At 65.3% G+C, this 21220-nt stretch carries 17 protein-coding genes; 16 read left to right on the top strand and 1 reads right to left on the bottom strand.

Going from position 1 to position 21220, the window contains the following annotated elements; translation table 11 throughout:
* Position 1: 1 nt before the first annotated feature.
* From M622_RS31490 to M622_RS31425, 14 genes are all read left to right on the top strand, one after another.
* Positions 2–1774, top strand: a complete 1773-nt coding sequence (locus tag M622_RS31490; protein ID WP_021249644.1) for a peptidoglycan D,D-transpeptidase FtsI family protein — start codon at positions 2–4, stop codon at positions 1772–1774.
* On the top strand, positions 1774–3273 hold the full coding sequence (locus M622_RS31485; protein ID WP_021249643.1) for a UDP-N-acetylmuramoyl-L-alanyl-D-glutamate--2,6-diaminopimelate ligase: 1500 nt from the start codon (positions 1774–1776) through the stop codon (positions 3271–3273). The genes M622_RS31490 and M622_RS31485 overlap by 1 nt, the downstream gene beginning before the upstream one ends.
* Positions 3270–4682 carry a UDP-N-acetylmuramoyl-tripeptide--D-alanyl-D-alanine ligase gene (locus M622_RS31480; RefSeq protein ID WP_021249642.1) on the top strand — a complete coding sequence of 471 codons (1413 nt, stop codon included), beginning with the start codon at positions 3270–3272 and terminating at the stop codon, positions 4680–4682. Before M622_RS31485 ends, M622_RS31480 begins: the two co-directional genes overlap by 4 nt.
* A gap of 1 nt (position 4683) precedes the next feature.
* The gene (gene mraY / locus M622_RS31475) at positions 4684–5772 is read left to right on the top strand and encodes a phospho-N-acetylmuramoyl-pentapeptide-transferase (RefSeq protein WP_021249641.1); all 1089 of its coding nucleotides are present in this window, start codon (positions 4684–4686) and stop codon (positions 5770–5772) included.
* Complete coding sequence (gene murD, locus M622_RS31470) at positions 5769–7199, top strand: UDP-N-acetylmuramoyl-L-alanine--D-glutamate ligase (RefSeq protein WP_021249640.1); 1431 nt, start codon at positions 5769–5771, stop codon at positions 7197–7199. The genes mraY and murD overlap by 4 nt, the downstream gene beginning before the upstream one ends.
* Positions 7196–8425 (top strand): putative lipid II flippase FtsW, encoded by a 1230-nt coding sequence (gene ftsW / locus M622_RS31465; protein WP_021249639.1) that lies wholly within the window; start codon positions 7196–7198, stop codon positions 8423–8425. The genes murD and ftsW overlap by 4 nt, the downstream gene beginning before the upstream one ends.
* Positions 8422–9492, top strand: coding sequence for an undecaprenyldiphospho-muramoylpentapeptide beta-N-acetylglucosaminyltransferase (gene murG, locus M622_RS31460; RefSeq protein WP_031346959.1), 1071 nt, complete (start codon positions 8422–8424; stop codon positions 9490–9492). The genes ftsW and murG overlap by 4 nt, the downstream gene beginning before the upstream one ends.
* Positions 9489–10904 carry a UDP-N-acetylmuramate--L-alanine ligase gene (murC, locus tag M622_RS31455; RefSeq protein ID WP_021249637.1) on the top strand — a complete coding sequence of 472 codons (1416 nt, stop codon included), beginning with the start codon at positions 9489–9491 and terminating at the stop codon, positions 10902–10904. Before murG ends, murC begins: the two co-directional genes overlap by 4 nt.
* Positions 10904–11815 (top strand): D-alanine--D-alanine ligase, encoded by a 912-nt coding sequence (locus M622_RS31450; RefSeq protein WP_021249636.1) that lies wholly within the window; start codon positions 10904–10906, stop codon positions 11813–11815. The genes murC and M622_RS31450 overlap by 1 nt, the downstream gene beginning before the upstream one ends.
* The gene (locus tag M622_RS31445) at positions 11808–12665 is read left to right on the top strand and encodes a cell division protein FtsQ/DivIB (protein ID WP_021249635.1); all 858 of its coding nucleotides are present in this window, start codon (positions 11808–11810) and stop codon (positions 12663–12665) included. Before M622_RS31450 ends, M622_RS31445 begins: the two co-directional genes overlap by 8 nt.
* A complete protein-coding gene (gene ftsA, locus M622_RS31440) occupies positions 12662–13891 on the top strand; it encodes a cell division protein FtsA (RefSeq protein WP_021249634.1) in 1230 nt (409 codons plus the stop codon). The genes M622_RS31445 and ftsA overlap by 4 nt, the downstream gene beginning before the upstream one ends.
* A 141-nt stretch (positions 13892–14032) precedes the next feature.
* The gene (gene ftsZ, locus M622_RS31435; RefSeq protein WP_021249633.1) at positions 14033–15181 is read left to right on the top strand and encodes a cell division protein FtsZ; all 1149 of its coding nucleotides are present in this window, start codon (positions 14033–14035) and stop codon (positions 15179–15181) included.
* 236 nt (positions 15182–15417) lie between these two features.
* Positions 15418–16344: a UDP-3-O-acyl-N-acetylglucosamine deacetylase gene (lpxC, locus tag M622_RS31430; RefSeq protein ID WP_021249632.1), complete on the top strand. Its 927-nt coding sequence runs from the start codon at positions 15418–15420 to the stop codon at positions 16342–16344.
* A gap of 3 nt (positions 16345–16347) precedes the next feature.
* Positions 16348–16536: a hypothetical protein gene (locus M622_RS31425; protein WP_021249631.1), complete on the top strand. Its 189-nt coding sequence runs from the start codon at positions 16348–16350 to the stop codon at positions 16534–16536.
* A gap of 24 nt (positions 16537–16560) precedes the next feature.
* On the opposite strand, the gene M622_RS31420 is transcribed toward M622_RS31425, so the two are convergent.
* Positions 16561–16992, bottom strand: a complete 432-nt coding sequence (locus M622_RS31420; RefSeq protein WP_021249630.1) for a DciA family protein — start codon at positions 16990–16992, stop codon at positions 16561–16563.
* 178 nt (positions 16993–17170) lie between these two features.
* On the opposite strand from M622_RS31420, the gene secA reads away from it, so the two are divergent.
* Positions 17171–19891: a preprotein translocase subunit SecA gene (secA, locus tag M622_RS31415; RefSeq protein ID WP_021249629.1), complete on the top strand. Its 2721-nt coding sequence runs from the start codon at positions 17171–17173 to the stop codon at positions 19889–19891.
* 21 nt (positions 19892–19912) lie between these two features.
* Positions 19913–21151: a bifunctional glutamate N-acetyltransferase/amino-acid acetyltransferase ArgJ gene (gene argJ, locus M622_RS31410; protein WP_021249628.1), complete on the top strand. Its 1239-nt coding sequence runs from the start codon at positions 19913–19915 to the stop codon at positions 21149–21151.
* Positions 21152–21220: the final 69 nt, after the last annotated feature.

Below are 21220 nucleotides of genomic sequence, written 5' to 3'. Positions count from 1 at the left end.
CATGAGAAAGAACCAGCGTACTGTCACCTTCAATCACAACCCCTTGCTCAAGCGTGAGTTGCCGATGTGGAGGCCGCGCTTCTTGCTGTTGGCGTTGCTGGCAGGTTCGCTCACCCTGACCGGGCGTGCCTTGTATCTGCAGGGCGTGAACAACGACTTTCTCCAGGCCAAGGGTGAGTCGCGCTACGCACGCACCCTGGAGATTCCGGCCACGCGCGGGCGCATCACCGACCGCCATGGCGACATGCTGGCGGTCAGCACCCCCGTGCGCTCGGTGTGGGCCATGCCCTCGGATGCCAAGCTCGAGCCGGCGCAGGCGCGTGAGCTGGCGCGCATGCTCGAAATGGAGGTGAACGAGCTCAACGACAAGCTCGCCACCCAGCGCGACTTCGTCTATCTGAAGCGTCAGCTCTCGCCCGAGTTGGCGCAGCGCATTGCCGATCTGAAGCTGCCTGGCATCCACGAGCAGAAGGAATACCGCCGCTACTATCCCGGCGGTGAGGTGAGCGCACACATCCTCGGCTTTACCAACGTGGAAGATCGCGGCCAGGAAGGGATCGAGCTTGCGTTCGAGAAGCAGCTTGCGGGTGCTCCGGGTTTGCGCCGGGTGATCAAGGACCGTCGCGGCCAGATCATCGAGGACGTCACCGCCGTGCGTCCGCCGCGCGAAGGCGAGGACATCGCGCTCGCGATCGACGGCAAGATTCAATACCTCGCGTGGTCGGCCCTGCGCGACACCATGGAGCAGCACAAGGCCAAGGCCGGTGCGGCCGTGGTGATCGATACGCGCAGCGGCGAAATCCTGGCGCTGGTCAATGCGCCCACCTTCAACCCGAACAACCGCTCCAACCTGACCGGCGAGCAGTTGCGCAACCGGGTGTTCACCGACAGCTTCGAACCCGGCTCGGTGATGAAGCCCTTCATCGCCGGCCTTGCGCTCGAGCGCGGCAAGGTCAAGCCGACGACGATGGTCGACGTCAGCGCAGGTCGCATGACCATCGGTACGGCGACGATTTCCGATTCACATCGCCACAACAAGCCGATGACGGTGGCCGAGGTCATCCAGAAGTCGTCGAACATCGGCACGGTGAAGCTCGCCCAGTACTTTTCGCCGACCGAGATGTGGCAGCTGTTCGATGATCTCGGTTTTGGCACGCCGCTCAATCTCGGCTTCCCGGGTGAAACAGGCGGGCGGCTGCGTCCGGCCAAGAGCTGGAAGCCGATCGAGCAGGCGACCATGTCCTATGGTCACGGCATTTCAGTGAGCCTGATCCAGATGGCGCGCGCCTACCTGACCTTTGCGCGTGACGGTGAATTGGTACCGCTGTCGCTCACGCGCGTCGATGGCGAAGTCAGCAATGGGCGGCGCATCTTCTCGGTGGAGACCGCGCGCGCGGTGCGCGCCATGCTGGAGTCGGTGACCCAGACCGGCGGTACGGCGACCAAGGCGCAGGTGGCGGGCTATCGCGTGGGCGGCAAGACCGGGACCGCGCTCAAGATCGAGAATGGTCGCTATACCAAGCGCTATATCGCCTCTTTCGTCGGCTTCGCGCCGGTTTCGAACCCTCGTCTTGTGGTGGCGGTGATGATCGACGAGCCCAGTGCGGGCAGCTATTACGCCGGTACGGTGGCGGGGCCCTTGTTCTCGCGCGTCATGGAGGCGTCCTTGCGCTCGCTGGGCGTGGCGCCCGACGCACCGCTGACGCCGCTCCAGCTCGCTCGACGCCAGACTGAAGAGCGTGCGGATGCAGCGACGCTGCGGGAGAGCATGTGATGAGTGTGGCGGTGTCCGTTCTCGAGCGTCTGCGCGCGAGCGGCGTCAGCCCCACCGGGATCACGGCTGACTCGCGCCGGCTGGGTGCGGGGCAGGTGTTCGCCGCCTGGCCGGGGTTTCAGACTGACGGGCGGCAGTTCATTGGCGCGGCGATCGAACGTGGCGCGGCGGCGGTGCTGTGGGAGGCTGCGGACGGCTTCAATCCCGGTCCGCTGCCGGTGCCTTCGTTTGCCGTGGAGGGCCTGCGTGAGCTCGCCGGCCATCTCGCGCATGAAATCTACGCGCGCCCATCCGAACGCCTGTGGCTGGTGGGCGTGACCGGCACCAATGGCAAGACCACGGTGACGCAGATGCTTGCGGGCGCGCTGCAGGGCCTGGGCACGCGCTGCGGCATCATCGGCACGCTCGGCAACGGCTTTGCGGGCGAACTCGAAAGTGCGCTCAATACCACGCCCGATGCGCTTGAGCTCCATCGTCTGCTGGCGAGCTTTGTTGACGCTGGGGCGGGCGCGGCAGTGATGGAGGTATCGTCGATCGGGCTCGATCAGGGCCGTGTCAATGGCGCATGCTTCGACGTCGCGATCTTCACCAATCTCAGCCGCGACCATCTCGATTACCACGGCTCGATGGATGTCTATGCTCAGGCCAAGGCGCGCCTGTTTGCACTCCCCGGGCTCGCCAGCAATGTCATCAACATCGATGATCCCTTCGGGCTGACGCTTGCCCGGCGTCTGCTGGGCGAGGGGCGCGAGGTGATCGCGTGCACGCACCACCGCGCCAGCCTGGATGCGCTGCCCGGTGCGCGCGTGTTGCTCGCCGATCGGTTGCAGCTGTCTGCCACCGGGCTGCGCTTCACGCTGCAGTGGGAGGGGCGCGGGGTCGAGATCCAGGTGCGCATGGTCGCCCCCTTCAATGTCTCCAACCTGCTGGCAGTCGCGGGTGCGCTGCTCGCGCGCGGCCTGCCTTTCGACGAGCTGCAGCCAAGCCTGGCGCGGCTGACACCGCCCGCAGGGCGCATGCAGTTGGTCGGTGGGGTGTGTGAGCCGCTGGTCGTCATCGACTACGCCCACACCCCCGATGCCCTGGCACAAGTGCTACAGGCCTTGCGCGCGACGGTGCGTTCGCGCGAGGGGCGGCTGGTGTGCGTGTTCGGCTGTGGCGGCGATCGCGACCCCGGCAAGCGCCCGATCATGGGTGAGTTGGCAGGCCAGCAGGCCGATCGTGTCATCGTTACCAGTGATAACCCGCGCACTGAAGACCCGATGAAAATCCTGCACGAGGTTGCAGCAGGAGCGGGGCCTGTTGCCGAACGCATCGTCGATCGCGCCCAGGCCATCGGTATCGCCATCGCTGAAGCGGCCGCCAATGACGTGGTGCTGATCGCGGGCAAGGGTCACGAGCCGTATCAGGAAGTTCTCGGGCAGCGTCTGCCTTTTTCCGATCTTGAGCAGGCCAGTTTCGCGTTGCGCGCGTGGCATGCAGGAGGCCTGAAACGATGATGAGTGTGCACGATGTCGCGCGTGTGCTCGATGCGCATGACACGCTGCTGCCGGAGGCGCTGCGCTTCGACGGCGTTAGCACCGACAGCCGCGTGCTGGCGCCGGGTCAATTGTTCGTCGCCCTGCGTGGTGAGCGCTTTGATGGTCACGACTTCGTTGCGGCCGCGGCCAGGGCAGGCGCCGCCGCCGCCCTGGTCGATGCGCGCTGGCATGCGGACAATCCCACGCCGCCGCTGCCAGTGGTGGTGGTCGACGACAGCCGGCTTGCCCTCGGCACCCTGGCAGGGGCATGGCGTGCACGCTTCGCGCTGCCGCTGATCGGCGTGACCGGCAGCAACGGCAAGACCACGATGAAGGAAATGTGTGCCGCCATCCTGCGCACCCAGGCCCGCCATGAGGGCTTCGGCGATGAGTCGGTGCTGGCCACACGCGGCAATCTGAACAACGACATCGGCATGCCCTTGACCTTGCTCGAGTTGCGTGACTTTCATCGCGCCGCGGTGATCGAGATGGGCATGAGCCACCCGGGCGAGATTGCCTATCTGAGCGCGCTCGCGCAGCCAACGGTCGCCATCGTCACCAATGCCCAGCGCGCGCATCTGCAGGGCATGGGGACGCTGGAAGAAGTTGCGCACGAAAAGGGTTCGATCTACGCCGGACTGGGCAGTGCGGGCGTGGCGGTGATCAATGCCGACGATGCGCATGCCGGCCTGTGGCGCGAACTCAATGCGGGGCGCGACATTGTGACATTCGGTATCGATCAGGCGGCCGACATCGCAGGTCGGTGTACCCTTCGCGGCCTTGGCTCGCGGGTCGAACTCGACACCCCTCAGGGAGGTATCGAGTTCGTGCTGCAGGTGCCGGGTGTGCACAACGCACGCAATGCGGTCGGCGCTGCGGCGGCCTGCCTGAGTGCGGGCGCGACGCTTGCCGCCGTGGCTGAAGGGCTGGCTGGATTTGCAGGCATCCAGGGTCGCCTGCAGCGGCGCCGGGCGCCCAGCGGGGCGCTGGTGCTGGACGACTCCTACAACGCCAACCCGGACTCGGTGCGCGCGGCGATCGACGTGCTCGCCGCCATGCCCGGTCATACCTGGCTGGTGCTGGGCGACATGGGTGAGCTGGGCGAGACCAGTGCCCAGATCCACGACGAGATCGGTGGTTATGCCAAAAGCAAGGGGGTCGATGGCTTGTTTGCCTTGGGTGAGATGACGGCGGTTGCGGTGCGCAACTTCAGTGAAGGCGGGCACCACTTCAGCTCGCCTGAAGCCTTGGTGCGCGCGCTGTCGGCACGCCTGGATGCAGATTCGGTGGTGTTGGTGAAGGGGTCGCGTTTCATGCGCATGGAAAGGGTGGCGGACGCACTTGCGGCAGTGCACAATCCCGCCCCATCGAACGGAACCGGCGCCTGACATGTTGTTGGAACTTGCACTCTGGCTCAGCCAGGACATTCGTGGCTTCAACGTTTTCGGCTACATCACGCTGAGGACGGTGCTCGCCGCGCTCACTGCGCTGGCGATTTCGCTCATCGCCGGGCCCGGCGTCATCCGCTGGCTGACGGCGAAGAAAATCGGCCAGGCGGTGCGTGACAACGGTCCCAAGTCGCACCTGACCAAGGCCGGCACGCCCACCATGGGCGGCGCGCTGATCCTGATTTCAATCGGCATCACCGTCTTGCTGTGGGGCGACCTGAGGAATGATTACGTCTGGGTGACGCTGTTCGTCACCCTCGGTTTCGGTGCGGTGGGTTGGGTGGATGACTGGCGCAAGGTCGTGCATCGTGATCCGAAGGGTCTGGCGAGCCGCTGGAAGTATCTGTGGACCTCGTTGATCGCGCTGGCGGCGGCGATCTACCTCGGCGTCACCGCCGCAACCCCGGCGCAGACCGAGCTGATCGTGCCCTTCTTCAAGGCGGTGAGCTATCCGCTGGGCGTGGTCGGTTTCATCGCCCTGAGCTATTTCGTCATCAACGGCACCAGCCATGCGGTGAACCTGACCGATGGCCTCGATGGTCTGGCGATCATGCCGACGGTGATGGTTGCCGGTGCGCTCGCGATCTTCGCCTATGTGGCGGGCCACGTCGGCTTTTCCAAGTACCTGGGCGTGCCCTATGTCGCGGGTGCCGGCGAGCTGGCGGTGTTTTGCGGCGCGATCTGCGGCGCCGGTCTGGGTTTCCTGTGGTTCAACGCCTACCCGGCAGAAGTGTTCATGGGCGATGTCGGTGCGCTCGGGCTGGGTGCGGCGCTGGGCACGATCGCGGTGATCGTGCGCCAGGAGATCGTGCTCTTCATCATGGGCGGCCTCTTCGTTGCCGAGACCCTGTCCGTCATGCTGCAGGTGCTGTACTTCAAGGCTACCGGCGGCAAGCGCATCTTCCGCATGGCGCCGCTGCATCACCACTATGAATTGAGTGGCTGGAAGGAGACGCAGGTCGTGGTCCGCTTCTGGATCATCACCATCATGCTGGTGCTGTTCGGCCTGTCGACCTTGAAACTGCGATGAGTGTTCTGACCGGCAAACACGTTCTGGTGCTCGGGCTCGGAGAGTCGGGTCTGGCGATGGCGCGCTGGTGTGCGCTGCGCGGCGCGCGCGTGCGTGTGGCCGACAGCCGCCGTGTGCCGCCCGGGCGGGATGCCTTGCGTGAAGATGCGCCGCTGGCCGAACTCATCAGCGGTGATTTCGGTGCCGAGGTGCTGGACGGCGTCGATCTCGTCGCGCTCAGCCCCGGGCTGGACCCGCGTGTGGGCGTGGTGGCTGAGGCGCGTCGGCGCGGCCTGCCCATCAGCGGCGAAATCACCCTGCTTGCGGATGCGCTGCGTGAGCTCGGGGTACGCGAGCACACGCGCATCCTTGCCATCACCGGCACCAATGGCAAGACCACGACCACGGCGCTGAGCGCTGCGTTGGCGCGCTCGGTCGGCGTCGATGCGGTGGCGGCGGGCAACATCAGCCCGGCCGCGCTCGATGTGCTGATGGAGCGTCTCGAGCTCGGGCTTGCGCTGCCGGAGTGCTGGGTGCTGGAGCTGTCCAGCTTCCAGATCGAGACCATGCATGGTCTCGATGCGGATGCGGCGACGGTGCTCAACGTCAGCGATGACCATCTCGACCGCTACCCCAGCGTCCAGGACTATGCGGCCACCAAGGCGGTGATCTTTCAGGGCAATGGAGTGCAGGTGCTCAATCGTGACGATGCCCGCGTCGCGGCGATGGCCTTGCCCGGGCGGCGGGTGATCCGCTTTGGTGTCCAGGCGCCGGAAGGGGTAGAAGATTACGGCATTGCGCGCAGGGGCGGCGCGGACTGGCTGGTGCGCGGCGAGCAGGCGTTGATCGCCCTGGCCGACCTGCCGCTCGCCGGGCGCCATAATGCGATGAACGTCCTGGCGGCGCTGGCCTTGTGCGAAAGCGGGCTTGGCATCGAACCGAAACGGCTGATCACGGGCCTGCTTGCCTTCCGGGGACTGCCGCACCGTGTCCAGCTGGTCGCTGAACGCGCCGATGGCGTGCGTTTCTATGACGACTCGAAAGGCACGAATGTGGGGGCGGCGGTTGCAGCCCTTGCTGGTTTCGATGCGCCGGTGGTGTTGATCGCGGGTGGCGATGGGAAGGGTCAGGACTTTGCGCCGCTGGCCGCGCTCATTGCGCACAAGGCGCGGGCGGTGGTCTTGATGGGCCGCGATGCCGCGCGCATCGAGGCTGCGCTTGCCGGCGTGGGCGCATGTGCGGACGCCGGCAAGGGCGCAGGCGTGCGCATCGAGCGCGCTACCGATCTCGATGACGCGGTGCTGCGTGCAGCGCGCTTGGCGCACCCCGGGGACATCGTGCTGCTCTCGCCGGCGTGCGCCAGCCTGGACATGTTCCGCAACTACGTGCATCGGGCCGAGGTGTTCGTCGCCGCAGCGCGTCGCCTGCCGGAGGTGGAGGCGCGATGAAGCTCGGTGGCCACTTGGGTGGGATGCTCTCCAGCGCCTCGGGCAGGGCGGAGGGCACGGCGCGCGCCAGCGATCGTTCGGCCCGCGGCAGCAGCTCGGTGCGCGAGCTCGACGCGCTGCTGATCTGGTCGGCGCTTGGCCTGCTCCTGCTTGGCCTGGTGATGGTGTATTCGGCCTCGATTGCGATTGCCGAGGGCAGCCGCTTCACCGGCTACCAGCCCTACTACTTCGTGATGCGCCACGCGCTCTTCATGTGCGTCGGCATCTTCGGTGGGCTGATTGCCTTCCAGTTCCCGATGGCGAGCTGGCAACGCGCGGCGCCAGGCCTGTTCGTCGCCGGCGTGCTGTTGCTGATCCTGGTCCTCGTTCCCGGCGTGGGGCGCGAGGTCAACGGTGCACAGCGCTGGCTCTCGCTTGGCCCGATCAACCTGCAGCCCTCCGAGCTGATGAAGATCTTCGCTGCGCTCTATGCCGCCGACTACACGGTGCGCAAGCTCGATGCGATGAGCAGCTTCAAGCGTGGCTTTCTGCCGATGACGGCGGTCATCATCCTCGTCGGTGGGCTGCTGTTGCGCGAACCTGATTTCGGTGCCTTCGTCGTCATCACCACCATCACCTTCGGTGTGCTTTTCCTCGGCGGCGTGAATGGGCGGGTGTTCGCCCTGCTTGCGGTGGTGGCGGTGATCGGCTTCATCCTCCTGATCCTGAGCTCACCCTACCGCCTGGAGCGTGTGCTCGGCTTCATGGATCCGTGGAAGGATGCCTTTGGCAAGGGCTATCAGCTCTCGCACGCGCTCATCGCTTTCGGGCGCGGGGAATGGTTCGGCGTGGGTCTGGGCGCGAGCGTGGAGAAGCTGTTCTACCTGCCCGAGGCGCACACCGACTTTTTGCTTGCCGTGATCGCTGAGGAGCTCGGCTTCGTCGGCATCATGGCGGTCGTCCTCATGTTTGCGGTCCTGGTGCAGCGCGCATTCGTCATCGGGCGCGAGGCGATCAAGCTCGAGCGCTACTTCGTCGGCCTGGTGGCGCAAGGCATCGGTCTGTGGATAGGGGTGCAGTCCTTCATCAACATGGGCGTCAACATGGGGCTGCTGCCCACCAAGGGGCTGACCCTGCCGCTGATGAGCTTTGGTGGTTCGGGCATCGTCGCCAACTGCGTGGGGATTGCGATCTTGCTGCGCTGTGACTGGGAGGTGCGCCAGCTCAAACGGGGGGTTGCCACATGAAGACCCTGATGGTCATGGCCGGCGGCACCGGCGGCCACATCTTTCCCGGTATCGCGGTCGCCGAGGCCTTGCGTGCGCGTGGCTGGCGGGTGGTGTGGATGGGCAACCCCGAGGGCATGGAGGCGCGCATCGTGCCCGCGCACGGCTACGAAACGGCCTGGGTGCGTTTCGGCGCGCTGCGCGGCAAGGGCGTCATGCGCAAGATGCTGCTGCCGCTGAATCTTGTCTACGGCTTCTGGCAGGCATGGCGCGCGCTGCGCCGTACCCGCCCCGATGTGGTGCTGGGCATGGGGGGTTACATCAGCTTTCCCGGCGGCATGATGGCGGCGCTGCTCGGTCGTCCTTTGGTGTTGCATGAGCAGAACTCGGTGGCGGGGCTGGCGAACCGCGTGTTGGCCAGAGTGGCTGACGCGGTGCTGACCGGCTTCCCCGCGGTGCTCGACAAGGGGCGTTGGGTTGGCAATCCGGTGCGCGCCGAGATCGCGGCGGTGGCGCCGCCGGGCGAGCGCTTCGCCGGGCGTGAGGGGCGGCTGCGCATCCTGGTCGTGGGCGGCAGCCTGGGTGCGGCTGCGCTCAACGAGGCGGTTCCTGCAGCCCTTGGACGCTTGTCCGCCGAGCAGCGCCCGCAGGTGCTGCATCAGGCCGGCGAGAAGCAGATTGAAGGCCTGCGCGCGGCGTATGCCCGCGCCCGGGTCGAGGGGGATCTGCGGCCCTTCATTGAAGACATGGCGACCGCCTATGCCGAGGCCGATCTGGTGATCTGCCGTGCCGGCGCGCTGACGGTGGCCGAACTGGCTGTGGTGGGGGCGGCGAGCCTGCTGGTGCCCTTCCCGCATGCGGTGGATGACCACCAGACCGGCAATGCGCGCTTTCTCGCCGAACGCGGTGGCGCTTACCTGTTGCCCCAAACCGAACTCAACGCCGAGCGTCTGGCCGGCATTCTCGCCAGCATCGATCGCCCACGCCTGTTGCAGATGGCTGAACACGCACGTGCCCTTGCCCGCCCGCTGGCCGCGGCGGAGGTGGCGCGCGTGTGCGAGCAACTGGCCGGCGGAGACAAGACATGAAGCACAAGGTCAGGAATATTCATTTTGTCGGCATCGGCGGCTCGGGCATGAGCGGCATCGCCGAGGTGCTGGTCAATCAGGGTTATGCGGTGAGCGGCTCCGACCTCGGCGTCAATGCCGCCACTGCCCGCCTGCAGAAGATGGGCGCGCGCGTGATGCGTGGTCACGCCGCAGCGAATGTGGACAACGCGGATGTGCTGGTGGTGTCCACCGCGGTCAAGGACGACAACCCCGAGGTGGTGGCCGCGCGTGAGCGTCACATCCCTATCGTGCCGCGCGCGCAGATGCTGGCCGAGTTGATGCGCTTCAAGCAGGGCATTGCCATCGCCGGCACCCACGGCAAGACCACCACCACCTCGCTGGTGGCCAGCATCCTCGCCGAGGGCGCGATGGACCCGACCTTCGTCATCGGTGGTCGGCTCAATGCCGCCGGCGCCAACGCGCGGCTGGGCAAGGGCGACTTCCTGGTGGCCGAGGCGGACGAGTCCGATGCCTCCTTCCTGCTGCTCAGTCCGGTGATCTCGGTGGTGACCAACATCGACGCCGATCACATGGATACCTACGGCCACGACTTTGGCCGTGTCAAGCAGGCCTTCGTCGACTTCCTGCAGCGCCTGCCGTTCTACGGTGTCGCCGTGCTGTGCGATGAAGACCCCAACGTGCGCGAGATAATGCCGCAGGTATCGAAGCAGATCGTGCGCTACGGACTGAGCGCGAGTGCGAGCATTCGCGCCGAGAACGTGCGTGCCGATGGCGGACGCATGCTGTTCGACTGCGTGCGGGTCAATGGCACGACTTCGCGTCTGCCCATCGAGCTCAACCTGCCTGGCATGCACAACGTGCTCAACGCGCTCGCCGCGATTGCAGTGGCGACCGAGGTGCAGGTGCCCGATGCCGCGATCGTCAAGGCGCTGGCCGATTTTCGCGGTGTCGGGCGTCGCTTCCAGCGCTATGGCGAGGTGCACCTGCTCGATCTCGACGGCGACGAGGCCGGCAGCTTCACCCTGGTCGACGACTATGGTCATCACCCGGTGGAGATGGCGGCGACGATTGCGGCCGCACGCGGCGCCTTCCCCGGGCGGCGTCTGCTGCTGGCCTTCCAGCCCCATCGTTACAGCCGCACGCGCGACTGCTTCGAGGATTTCGTCAAGGTCTTGTCGACGGTCGATGGGCTGCTGCTCGCCGAGGTGTACGCGGCGGGCGAAGCGCCGATCGTGGCCGCTGACGGGCGTTCGCTGGCGCGCGCGCTGCGTCTGGTCGGCGATGTCGAGCCGGTGTTTGTCGAGGATGTCGCCGACATGCCACGGATGATTCTTTCTGCCGCGCGTGATGGCGACGTGGTGATCACCATGGGGGCGGGCAGCATCGGTGCGGTGCCCGCCAGACTTGCCCGCATTGAGGACGTGCAGTAATGCCAGGCTTGGGAAAGGTTGCGGTGTTGTTCGGCGGCACGTCCGCCGAGCGTGAGGTGTCGCTGATGTCGGGTCGTGCGGTGCTCGCGGCGCTGCAGGCGGCGGGCGTGGATGCGCATGCCTTCGACCCGGCCGAGCGCGATCTGCATGTGCTCAAGGAAGAGGGCTTCGAGCGCGTCTTCATCGCGCTCCATGGCCGTGGCGGCGAGGACGGTACGGTGCAGGGTGCGCTCGAGCTGATGGGTATTCCCTATACCGGCAGCGGTGTGATGGCCTCGGCGCTGGCGATGGACAAGTGGCGCACCAAGATGGTGTGGCTGGCCAGTGGCCTGCCCACGCCGCGTTACGCCATCCTGCAGGCCGACACGGATTGGGCCGCGGTGGTTGCCGACCTGGGCTTGCCGATCTTCGTCAAGCCGGCGCATGAAGGCTCGAGCATGGGCGCGACCAAGGTCACCGCGGCCGATCAACTGCAGGCGGCGTGGGAACTGGCGGCGCAGTACGACCGCCTGGTGCTGGCCGAAGAATTCATCGACGGTGAGGAGTTGACCGCGCCTTTCCTCGAGGATCAGGTGCTGCCGCTGGTGCGCATCGTGGCGCCGGATGGCAACTACGATTACCAGCACAAGTATTTCACCGACGACACGCGCTATGACTGCCCCTGTGGCCTGGCCCCCGAACACGAAGCCGAACTGCGCGCGCTGGTGATGAAGTCGGCGCAGGTTCTGGGTTGCCGTGGCTGGGGGCGGGCGGATCTGATCCTGAGCGCACAGGGACGCCCCTATCTGCTGGAGATGAACACCTCGCCGGGCATGACCAGCCATTCACTGGTGCCGATGTCGGCCCGCGTTGCGGGGCTGGAGTTCGAGGCCTTGTGCCTGAAGATCCTTGAAGGAGCCCGCCTTGGCTGATTTGAGCGCGCGCCCTGCTGCCATCCGTTCGACCCGGCTGCCGCGCCGGACTGCGCGCGTGCGCGTCGATAACGGGATGTGGCACAGGCCGGAGCTGCTCAACCTGGTCTCGGACCTGCTCACCCTGCTCGGGGCCATCGGGCTGGGCTGGGCGCTGATGCTCTGGTTCGTGTCGCGGCCGCTGTTTCCGCTCAGTGAGGTCGTTGTCCTCAGCCCGCTCGCACACGTCACCGAGGAGCAACTGGAATACGCAGCGCGCACCGCCATCGACGGCAACTTCTTCACCGTTGATCTCGCAAGCATGAAAACCGCTTTCGAAAAGCTGCCCTGGGTGCGCAAGGCCGAGGTGAGACGGCGCTGGCCGGATGCGATCGAGCTGCACGTCGAGGAGCATCAGGCGGTGGCTTACTGGACGGCGTCGGACAGTGGGGAGGCGCGCCTGGTCAATGCCCAGGGCGAGGTCTTCGTTGCTGCCAGCGACGCCGAACTGCCGCAGTTTGACGGTCCGCAGGGCTCATCGAGTGGTTTGCTGACACGCTATGGCGAGTTCTCGACCCTGTTGCAGCCGATGGGCGCGCGCCTGGTGGGTCTTGCGCTCTCCGCGCGCCAGGCGTGGCAGCTCAGACTCGACAACGGCCTGGTGATCATGCTAGGCCGCGAGCAGGAAAGGTCTCAACTCAGCGACCGGCTGCAGCGCTTCATCGCCGCCTGGCCGCGTGTGCGCGAGCAGATCGACATTGACATCAAGGTGGCGGATTTACGCTATCCAAATGGATTTGCACTGACGCCGGCTGACGGCACGGTGCTGTTGCAGTCCGCGCCTAAAGGCGCCAGCAAGGGCAAGCAATGAGCAAGGAATACAAGGAATTGATCGTCGGTCTCGACATCGGCACGGCCAAGGTGACCTGCATGGTCGCCGAAGTGCGCCCGGACGGCAGACTCAACATTGTCGGCCTCGGCACGCAGGCCACCAACGGTCTCAAGCGTGGCGTGGTGGTCAACATCGAGGCCACGGTGGATGCGATTTCGCGCGTGGTGCAGGAGGTCGAGTCGATGGCCGAATGCAAGATCCACGACGTCTATACGGGTCTCGCCGGCAGTCACATCAAGAGCTTCAACTCCAGCGGCACGGTCGCGATCAAGGAGAAGGAGGTCACGCCCCTGGACGTGGAGCGCGTGATCGAGGTCGCGCGTGCGATGCCCATCCCGGCCGAGCAGCAGATCCTGCACATCCTCACCCAAGAGTTCATCATCGATGGCCAGGGTGGTGTGCGTGAGCCGATCGGGATGAGCGGCGTGCGTCTCGAGGTCAAGGTGCATATCGTCACCGGCGCGCAATCGGCGGCGCAGAATGTGATCAAGTGCGTGCGGCGCTGCGGTCTGGAGGTGATGGATCTGAGCCTGCAGCCGCTCGCTTCCAGCCACGCCGTGCTCACCGACGACGAGAAGGAGCTGGGCGTGTGCATGGTCGATATCGGCGGCGGGACGACCGATATCGCAGTGTTCACCCAGGGTGCGATCCGTCATACGGCGGTGATTCCGGTCGCGGGTGACCAGATCACCAACGACATCGCGATGGCGCTGCGCACGCCCACCGCCGAAGCCGAAGAGATCAAGATCCGCCACGGGGTGGCGATGCACCAGATGGCGGACCCGGAGGAAATGATCGAGGTGCCGGGCGTGGGCGACCGGCCGCCGCGCAAGTTGTCACGTCAGGCGCTGGCGGACGTGATCGAGCCGCGGGTGTCGGAGCTGTTCGAGCTGGTGCAGGCTGAACTGCGCCGCAGCGGTTACGAGGAGCTGCTGTCCTCGGGCATCGTGCTGACCGGCGGGTCTGCGGTGATGCGCGGCATGGCGGAGCTCGGCGAAGATGTCTTTCACATGCCGGCGCGCGTGGGCGCGCCACAGTACGACGGCGCGCTGGCTGACGTCGTGTGCCAGCCGCGGTACTCGACCGCAATGGGGCTGGTGATGGAGGGCGCCGCTCAGCGTCGGCGTGGTCAGCAGACACGCGACACGCGCAGCGTGAAGCAGTTTTTTGGGCGCATCAAGCTGTGGTTCGAGCGCAATTTCTGAGCACGCAGCTCAAGTCCGATCATTTTGGATGAGAGTCGATTATTGAGTCCGCATTTAGTATTAAACTTTCCGGTTTGCACTATATGCAGGTTTTTCGGCAATCGTTGTTGAGCAGGGTCGCAAATTCAGGAGGCGAGGCAAATGTTTGAAATCGTTGAAAAAGAGCCAACCGGTACGGTCATCAAGGTGATCGGGGTGGGCGGTGCAGGCGGCAACGCGGTCGATCACATGATCCGTGAAGGGGTGAAGGGCGTTCATTTCATCTCCGCCAACACCGACGCCCAGGCGCTGAACCGCAATCTGGCCACGCACAAGCTTCAGCTCGGCGGCAGTGGTCTGGGCGCGGGCTCCAAGCCGGAGGCGGGGCGTGCGGCAGCGCAGGAGTCGCGCGAAGAGATCGCTGCCGCGCTCGAGGGCGCGCACATGGTGTTCATCACCGGCGGCATGGGTGGCGGCACCGGCACCGGCGCGGCGCCGGTCGTGGCCGAGATTGCCAAGGAGATGGGCATCCTGACCGTCGCCGTGGTGACCAAGCCCTTCGATTTCGAGAATCGCATCCGCGTTGCCGAAAGTGGTGTCGAGGAGCTGACTCGCCACGTCGATTCGCTGATCGTCGTGCTCAACGACAAACTGCTCGACGTCTATGGCGACGATGCTGGCTTCGAGGAGTGCTTCCGTTCGGCCGATAACGTGCTGCGCTCGGCTGTTGGTGGCATCGCCGAGATCATCAATGTTCCCGGCCTGGTCAACGTCGACTTCCAGGACGTACGCACTGCGATGGCCGAGATGGGCCGCGCCATGATGGGTTCGGCCGAAGCCGCAGGCATGGATCGTGCCCGCATCGCGGCCGAGCAGGCCGCGGTGTCGCCGCTGCTCGAAGGCACGGAATTGTCCGGTGCGCGTTGCGTGCTGATCAACATCACCGCGAGCAAGTCGCTGAAGATGTCCGAAGTGCGTGACGCGGTGAAGACGGTACAGGCTTTCGCCGCGCCCGAAGCCTTCGTCAAGTACGGCACCGTGTTCGAGGAGAGCATGGAGGACCGCATCCGCATCACCGTCGTGGCGACGGGTCTGGGCGCTCCGCGCGCCGCGCGCCAGCCGGTCATGCAGGTGGTGCAGGGCACCGGCACTTACGGTCCGGCGATGAGCGGTGGCGCTGCGGTCGACATGAACAACCTCGACGTACCGGCGGTGATGCGCAGTGGTCGTCGTACCACGGTCGAGGCCATGAGCACGAGTGGCGTGGGTACCTACGACATTCCCGCCTTCCTGCGTCGTCAGGCCGACTGACCCGCTTTTGCGCCGCGCTCGTCCTGCGCGCGGATGAAACAGATGGGCACCCGCTGCGAGCCGCCGCCTCCGGTTCGTGACGGGTGCCCATGTCGTTTGCTCAGTCTTTGCGCCAATCACGTTTGCACCATTGCGCTACGGAGGCTGTGCTGACGCGGGCAGGGGGTATGGGGCCGATAGTCTTGCTGGATGGGGCTGCGTGGTAAAATTCGGGCCGATAAATGCGGAATACAACAATGATCAGGCAGCGCACCCTCAAATCCATCGTCAAGGCCACCGGCGTCGGTCTGCACGGCGGACGCAAGGTGACGCTGGTGCTGCGTCCGGCGGCGCCGGATACCGGCATCGTCTTTCATCGCGTTGATCTTGACCCGCCCTTGAGCCTGCCGGCCGATCCCTACGCGGTGTGCGACACGCGCATGTGTTCCGGGCTGGAGAAGGACGGCGAGAAAGTGGGCACGGTCGAGCACCTGATGTCGGCGCTGGCCGGCCTGGGCATAGACAACCTCCATGTCGATGTCGATGCGCCCGAAATTCCCATTCTTGATGGCAGCTCGGCGCCCTTCGTGTTCCTGCTGCAATCAGCGGGCATCGAGGAGCAGTCTGCGGCGAAGAAGTTTCTTCGCGTCAAGAAGATGGTCGAGTATGTCGAAGGCGACAAATGGGTGCGTCTCGAGCCTTACGACGGCTTTCGTCTCAGCTTTTCGATTGTTTTCAACCACCCGGCGATCGACAGCACCTCGACGCGGGTGACGATTGATTTTGCCGAGCACTCCTACATCCGCGACGTCGCGCGCGCGCGCACCTTCGGCTTCATGCAGGATGTGGAGTTCATGCGTGCCAACGGCCTGGCGCTGGGGGGTAGCCTCGAGAATGCGATCGTGATGGACGAGTATCGCGTGCTCAATGCCGAAGGCTTGCGCTACGCCGACGAGTTCGTCAAGCACAAGGTGCTCGACGCCATCGGTGACCTCTACCTCTGCGGCCATCCCTTGCTGGCAGCGTATTCAGCGCACAAGGCCGGTCATGCCCTCAACAACCAGGTCTTGCGGGTGTTGCTGGAAGACGAAACGGCCTGGGAAATCGTCAGCTTCGAGCAGCCGAAGCTGACACCGCCTGCGGTCACGCATCAGTTCGGTGATGCCTTGCTGGCGCAGGCCTGAGTCATGCTGATCTTGCGCGCCTTGCTGATGCTTGCGGTGCTGGGCGTCGGCGCGGCGATGGTGCTGTGGCTGCTCACCGGCAAGCCCCGATATCGCACTTGGGCATGGAAGATTTTTCGCGTCAGCGTGATGCTGGTGTTCGCCGTGCTTGCGCTGTTTGCCATCGAGCGTGTGCTGGCGCCGATGTTGTGAGTGTGGCTCTGCCTGCGCTGCAACTTACTCCCGGCCACGTCTGACCAGTCGCTCCAGCGCCTCACGCAGGGGCGAATCAGCGGGCAGGGATTCGGCAAACGCGCTCAGGCCCTGTTTTGCCGTGGCCGAGATATGGCGCTCTGGCGGCGGCGCACGCCACTCCACCTGTTCCGGCGTGCCGACCTTGACCTTGATCGTGTCGAGCACGTGGCCGGTGCGTGCGAAGTGTTCGAGCAGGCTGGGCAGCATCTGTTTGAGCCGCACCGCGGTGGCGCCGTTGCGCGTGCTCACGACCAGAGTGCCGTCCTTGCAGTTGGCCACCCGGCATTGTTCGGCCAGGGCTGCGGGTAAGGCGGCCTCGAGCGTGCCCTGCAGGCGGCGCAGGCGTGCGGCGTGATCCTGCAGGCGGGCGAGAGCTTCGCCGCTGCCAAGAAAGCGTTGAATGAGTCGGCTCATGGTTCTCGGGCAAGCGTGGGTGGGGCTGAGTTCAAGGTGGGCAGGGATGATGCCAGGGAGCGCAAGCGCAGGCAGAGCTTGCCTGCGTTCTCGTCGCGGCGGCAGACATGGGGCACGGGGCGCCCGGTACGGCATGATAAACTCGCGCCTTTGCCGAATCGACGTCGAGCCCCAAAACATGATCTCCGGCCTGCTCAAGAAAATCTTCGGTAGTCGTAATGACCGCCTTGTCCGTCAGTACTTCCTTGCGGTGCGCAAGATCAATGCGCTGGAGCCGGAAATTTCCGCTCTGTCCGATGAGGCCTTGCGTGGCAAGACGGCCGAATTCAAGCAACGCGTGGCCGACGGCGAGGCCCTGGAGGCCTTGCTGCCGGAAGCCTTCGCGGTGGTGCGCGAGGCCGGCAAGCGCGTGCATGGCATGCGCCACTTCGACGTCCAGCTCGTAGGCGGCATGGTGCTGCACAACGGCAGGATTGCCGAGATGCGTACCGGCGAAGGCAAGACCCTGGTCGCGACCCTGCCCGCCTACCTGAATGCGCTCTCCGGCAAGGGCGTGCATGTGATCACGGTCAACGATTACCTCGCCAGCCGTGACGCCGAGTGGATGGGGCGCATCTACGGCTTTCTCGGCCTCACCACCGGCTGCAACATGTCGCGCATGACGCATGCTGAAAAGCAGGCGGCCTACGCGGCCGACATCACCTACGGCACCAACAACGAATTCGGATTCGACTATCTGCGCGACAACATGGTCTACGCGTCCAATGAGCGCGTGCAGCGCGCGCTCAATTTTGCCGTCATCGACGAGGTGGACTCCATCCTCATCGATGAGGCGCGCACGCCGCTGATCATCTCCGGTCAGGCAGAGGACCACACCGAGCTCTACCTGAAGATGAACCAGGTCGCGCCCATGTTGAAGCGCCAGGAAGGCGAAGGTGACGATGTCAGCGTGCCCGGCGACTACACCGTCGACCTCAAGGCGCATCAGGTGTTGCTGACCGAAGAAGGTCATGAGAGTGCCGAACAGGTCCTGATGCGTATGGGGCTGCTCACCGAAGGCGCCAGTCTCTACGACCCGGGCAACATCCTCCTGGTGCACCACCTGTACGCCGCCCTGCGGGCGCATGCGCTGTACCACAAGGACCAGCACTACGTCGTGCAGAACAACGAAGTGGTCATCGTCGATGAGTTCACCGGCCGCATGATGGCCGGTCGGCGCTGGTCCGACGGCCTGCACCAGGCGGTGGAGGCCAAGGAAGGCGTGCGCATCCAGGCCGAAAACCAGACCCTGGCCTCGATCACCTTCCAGAACTACTTCCGCATGTACGGCAAGCTGGCCGGCATGACCGGCACGGCCGACACCGAAGCCTTCGAGTTCCATTCCATCTACGGCCTCGAGACCGTGGTCATTCCGCCCAACAAGCCCACCCTGCGCAAGGACGAGAACGACAAGGTCTATCGCACCGCGAACGAAAAATGGGATGCGGTGATCGCCGACATCCGCAGCTGCGTCGAGCGCGGTCAGCCTGTGCTGGTGGGCACGACCTCGATCGAGACCAACGAATTCCTGTCCGGCTTGCTGAAGGCGGCCAGGATCGAGCACCAGTTGCTCAACGCCAAGCAGCACGACAGCGAAGCGCAGATCGTGGCGCAGGCGGGTCGCCCGGGCGTGGTCACGATCGCCACCAACATGGCGGGCCGCGGTACCGACATTGTGCTCGGCGGCAACATCGAGCAGCCGGTGTCGCTGGTGCGCGACGATGCCAGCCTCTCGCCTGAGGACAAGGAAGCGAAGATCACCACCCTGCGCGCGGAATGGGCGAAGGTGCATGAGCAGGTGATCGCGGCCGGCGGCCTGCACATCATCGGCACCGAGCGCCACGAATCGCGTCGTATCGACAACCAGCTGCGTGGCCGCTCCGGTCGTCAGGGCGACCCCGGCTCCAGCCGCTTCTACCTGTCGCTGGAAGACTCGCTGATGAAGATCTTCGCGGGCGAGCGCCTGAATGCGATCATGGTGCGGCTCAAGATGCCCGAAGGTGAGGCCATCGAGCATGCGATGGTCACGCGTTCGCTGGAATCGGCGCAGCGTAAGGTCGAGCAGCGCAACTTCGATATCCGCAAGCAGCTGCTCGAATACGACGACGTCTCCAACGACCAGCGCAAGGTGATCTACCAGCAACGCAACGAGCTGCTGGAGACGGAGGACATCTCCGACACCGTCCAGGCCATGCGCCAGGGCGTGGTACACGATTTGTTCCGGCGCTATGTGCCGGTCGACAGTGTCGAGGAGCAATGGGAAATCGCCGGCCTGGAGCTGGCGCTGGCGTCCGAGCTGGCGCTGAAGCTGCCGGTGGGGGAGTGGATCAAGGCGGAGCCGAGTCTGGACGACGATGCCATCCTGGCGCGCATCATCACTGCGGGCGAGGAAGCCTACGCGGCGAAGATCGCGGTGGTCGATAGGGCAGCCTGGCACCAGTTCGAACGCAATGTGATGCTGCAAAGCCTGGATACGCACTGGCGCGAGCACCTCGCCGCGCTGGACCACCTGCGCCAGGGCATACACCTGCGCGGCTACGCGCAGAAGAACCCCAAGCAGGAATACAAGCGCGAAGCCTTCGAACTCTTCGAGACCTTGCTGGACGCAGTGCGTGCCGATGTCAGCAAGGTGCTGATGACCGTGCAGGTGCGCACCGAGGCCCAGCTCGAGGAGGCCGAAGCGCCGCCGGTGCTCGACAACGTGCAGTACCACCATGCCGATCAGGACGCAGCGCTGGCCGCGGCGAATGCAAAGCAGGGTGCTGCGCTGGCACAAGGCGGGCCGCGGGCCGGGCGCAACGATCCCTGCCCCTGCGGCTCGGGCAAGAAGTACAAGCACTGTCATGGCAAACTGAGCTGAGCCTTTTCGTCGGAGATCCGCATGGCTGTCAATCTGCACACCCCCAATCCCGCCCACCTGCTGCCGGTTGGTGGCGTCCGCCTGGGCGTCACCGAAGCCGGTATTCGCAAGGCCGAACGGCGCGACCTGAGCGTGATCGAGCTGGCCGAGGGCAGCCGCGTGGCCGGTGTCTTCACCCGCAATCGCTTCTGTGCGGCGCCGGTGCAAGTGTGCAAGGAGCACCTGTCGTCCGCGGCGATCCGTGCGCTGGTGATCAACACCGGCAATGCCAATGCCGGCACCGGTGAGGCCGGGCTGGTTGCTGCCCGTGTGACGTGCACGGCGCTCGCCGCGCAGATGGGCATCACCGCGGCGCAGGTGCTGCCCTTTTCCACCGGGGTGATCCTGGAGCCACTGCCGGTTGACCGGCTGGTCGCCGGCTTGCCGCGAGCGATCGCCAACCTGTGCGCCGACGGCTGGTTCGACGCCGCACACGCGATCATGACCACCGATACGCTGGCCAAGGCGGTGTCCCGGCAAGTGCAGGTCGGTGGCAAGACGGTGACCCTGACCGGCATCAGCAAGGGCGCGGGCATGATCAGGCCGAACATGGCGACCATGCTCGGCTTTCTGGCCTGCGACGCGGCGGTGGCGCAGCCAGTGCTGGAGCAACTGGTCACGGAGGCGGCTGATCTGTCCTTCAACAGCATCACGGTCGATGGTGATACCTCGACCAATGACTCCTTCATCCTGATCGCGACCGGCGCGGCCGACAATGCCGAGATCGCCGCCACCAACGGCGCCGACTACCAGGCGCTGCGCGATGCGGTGGTGGAGGTGTCGATCGCGCTCGCGCAGGCCATCGTGCGCGACGGCGAAGGCGCAACCAAGTTCATGACGATCACGGTCGAAGGCGGAGCGGACCGTGACGAGTGCCGCAAGGTGGCTTACGCAGTGGCACATTCGCCGCTGGTGAAGACCGCCTTCTTTGCCTCCGACCCCAATCTGGGTCGCATCCTGGCCGCCATCGGCTACGCCGGGATCGATGATCTGGAGGTGTCAAAGCTGCGTGTGTGGCTGGGCAATCCCGAAGAGTCAGTGCTGGTGGCCGAGCACGGCGGGCGTGCTGTGTCCTATCTTGAGGACGCCGGCGCGCGCATCATGAAGCACGCCGAGCTGAGCGTGCGCATCGATCTTGCACGCGGCCAGGCCGCAGCCACCGTGTGGACCTGCGACTTTTCCTACGACTACGTGAAGATCAACGCCGATTACCGCAGCTAGGTGTAATCAGCGTCGATCACTTGTCATCAAGCGCCGCGATCCTGGCATCGCGGCGCTTGCACGTGTGGA

The organism is Thauera terpenica 58Eu (assembly GCF_000443165.1).
Classification (GTDB): Bacteria; Pseudomonadota; Gammaproteobacteria; order Burkholderiales; family Rhodocyclaceae; genus Thauera; species Thauera terpenica.
This window is presented reverse-complemented; position numbering and strand designations above follow the sequence as displayed.

Coding starts and splice junctions, on each gene's coding strand:
- M622_RS31480 (WP_021249642.1), top strand. CDS start 3,270: ATGATGAGTGTGCACGATGTCGCGCGTGTGCTCGATGCGCATGACACG.
- ftsW (WP_021249639.1), top strand. CDS start 7,196: ATGAAGCTCGGTGGCCACTTGGGTGGGATGCTCTCCAGCGCCTCGGGC.
- M622_RS31490 (WP_021249644.1), top strand. CDS start 2: ATGAGAAAGAACCAGCGTACTGTCACCTTCAATCACAACCCCTTGCTC.
- M622_RS31450 (WP_021249636.1), top strand. CDS start 10,904: ATGCCAGGCTTGGGAAAGGTTGCGGTGTTGTTCGGCGGCACGTCCGCC.
- ftsA (WP_021249634.1), top strand. CDS start 12,662: ATGAGCAAGGAATACAAGGAATTGATCGTCGGTCTCGACATCGGCACG.
- murD (WP_021249640.1), top strand. CDS start 5,769: ATGAGTGTTCTGACCGGCAAACACGTTCTGGTGCTCGGGCTCGGAGAG.
- murG (WP_031346959.1), top strand. CDS start 8,422: ATGAAGACCCTGATGGTCATGGCCGGCGGCACCGGCGGCCACATCTTT.
- mraY (WP_021249641.1), top strand. CDS start 4,684: ATGTTGTTGGAACTTGCACTCTGGCTCAGCCAGGACATTCGTGGCTTC.
- argJ (WP_021249628.1), top strand. CDS start 19,913: ATGGCTGTCAATCTGCACACCCCCAATCCCGCCCACCTGCTGCCGGTT.
- ftsZ (WP_021249633.1), top strand. CDS start 14,033: ATGTTTGAAATCGTTGAAAAAGAGCCAACCGGTACGGTCATCAAGGTG.
- M622_RS31425 (WP_021249631.1), top strand. CDS start 16,348: ATGCTGATCTTGCGCGCCTTGCTGATGCTTGCGGTGCTGGGCGTCGGC.
- M622_RS31485 (WP_021249643.1), top strand. CDS start 1,774: ATGAGTGTGGCGGTGTCCGTTCTCGAGCGTCTGCGCGCGAGCGGCGTC.
- lpxC (WP_021249632.1), top strand. CDS start 15,418: ATGATCAGGCAGCGCACCCTCAAATCCATCGTCAAGGCCACCGGCGTC.
- murC (WP_021249637.1), top strand. CDS start 9,489: ATGAAGCACAAGGTCAGGAATATTCATTTTGTCGGCATCGGCGGCTCG.
- secA (WP_021249629.1), top strand. CDS start 17,171: ATGATCTCCGGCCTGCTCAAGAAAATCTTCGGTAGTCGTAATGACCGC.
- M622_RS31420 (WP_021249630.1), bottom strand. CDS start 16,992: ATGAGCCGACTCATTCAACGCTTTCTTGGCAGCGGCGAAGCTCTCGCC.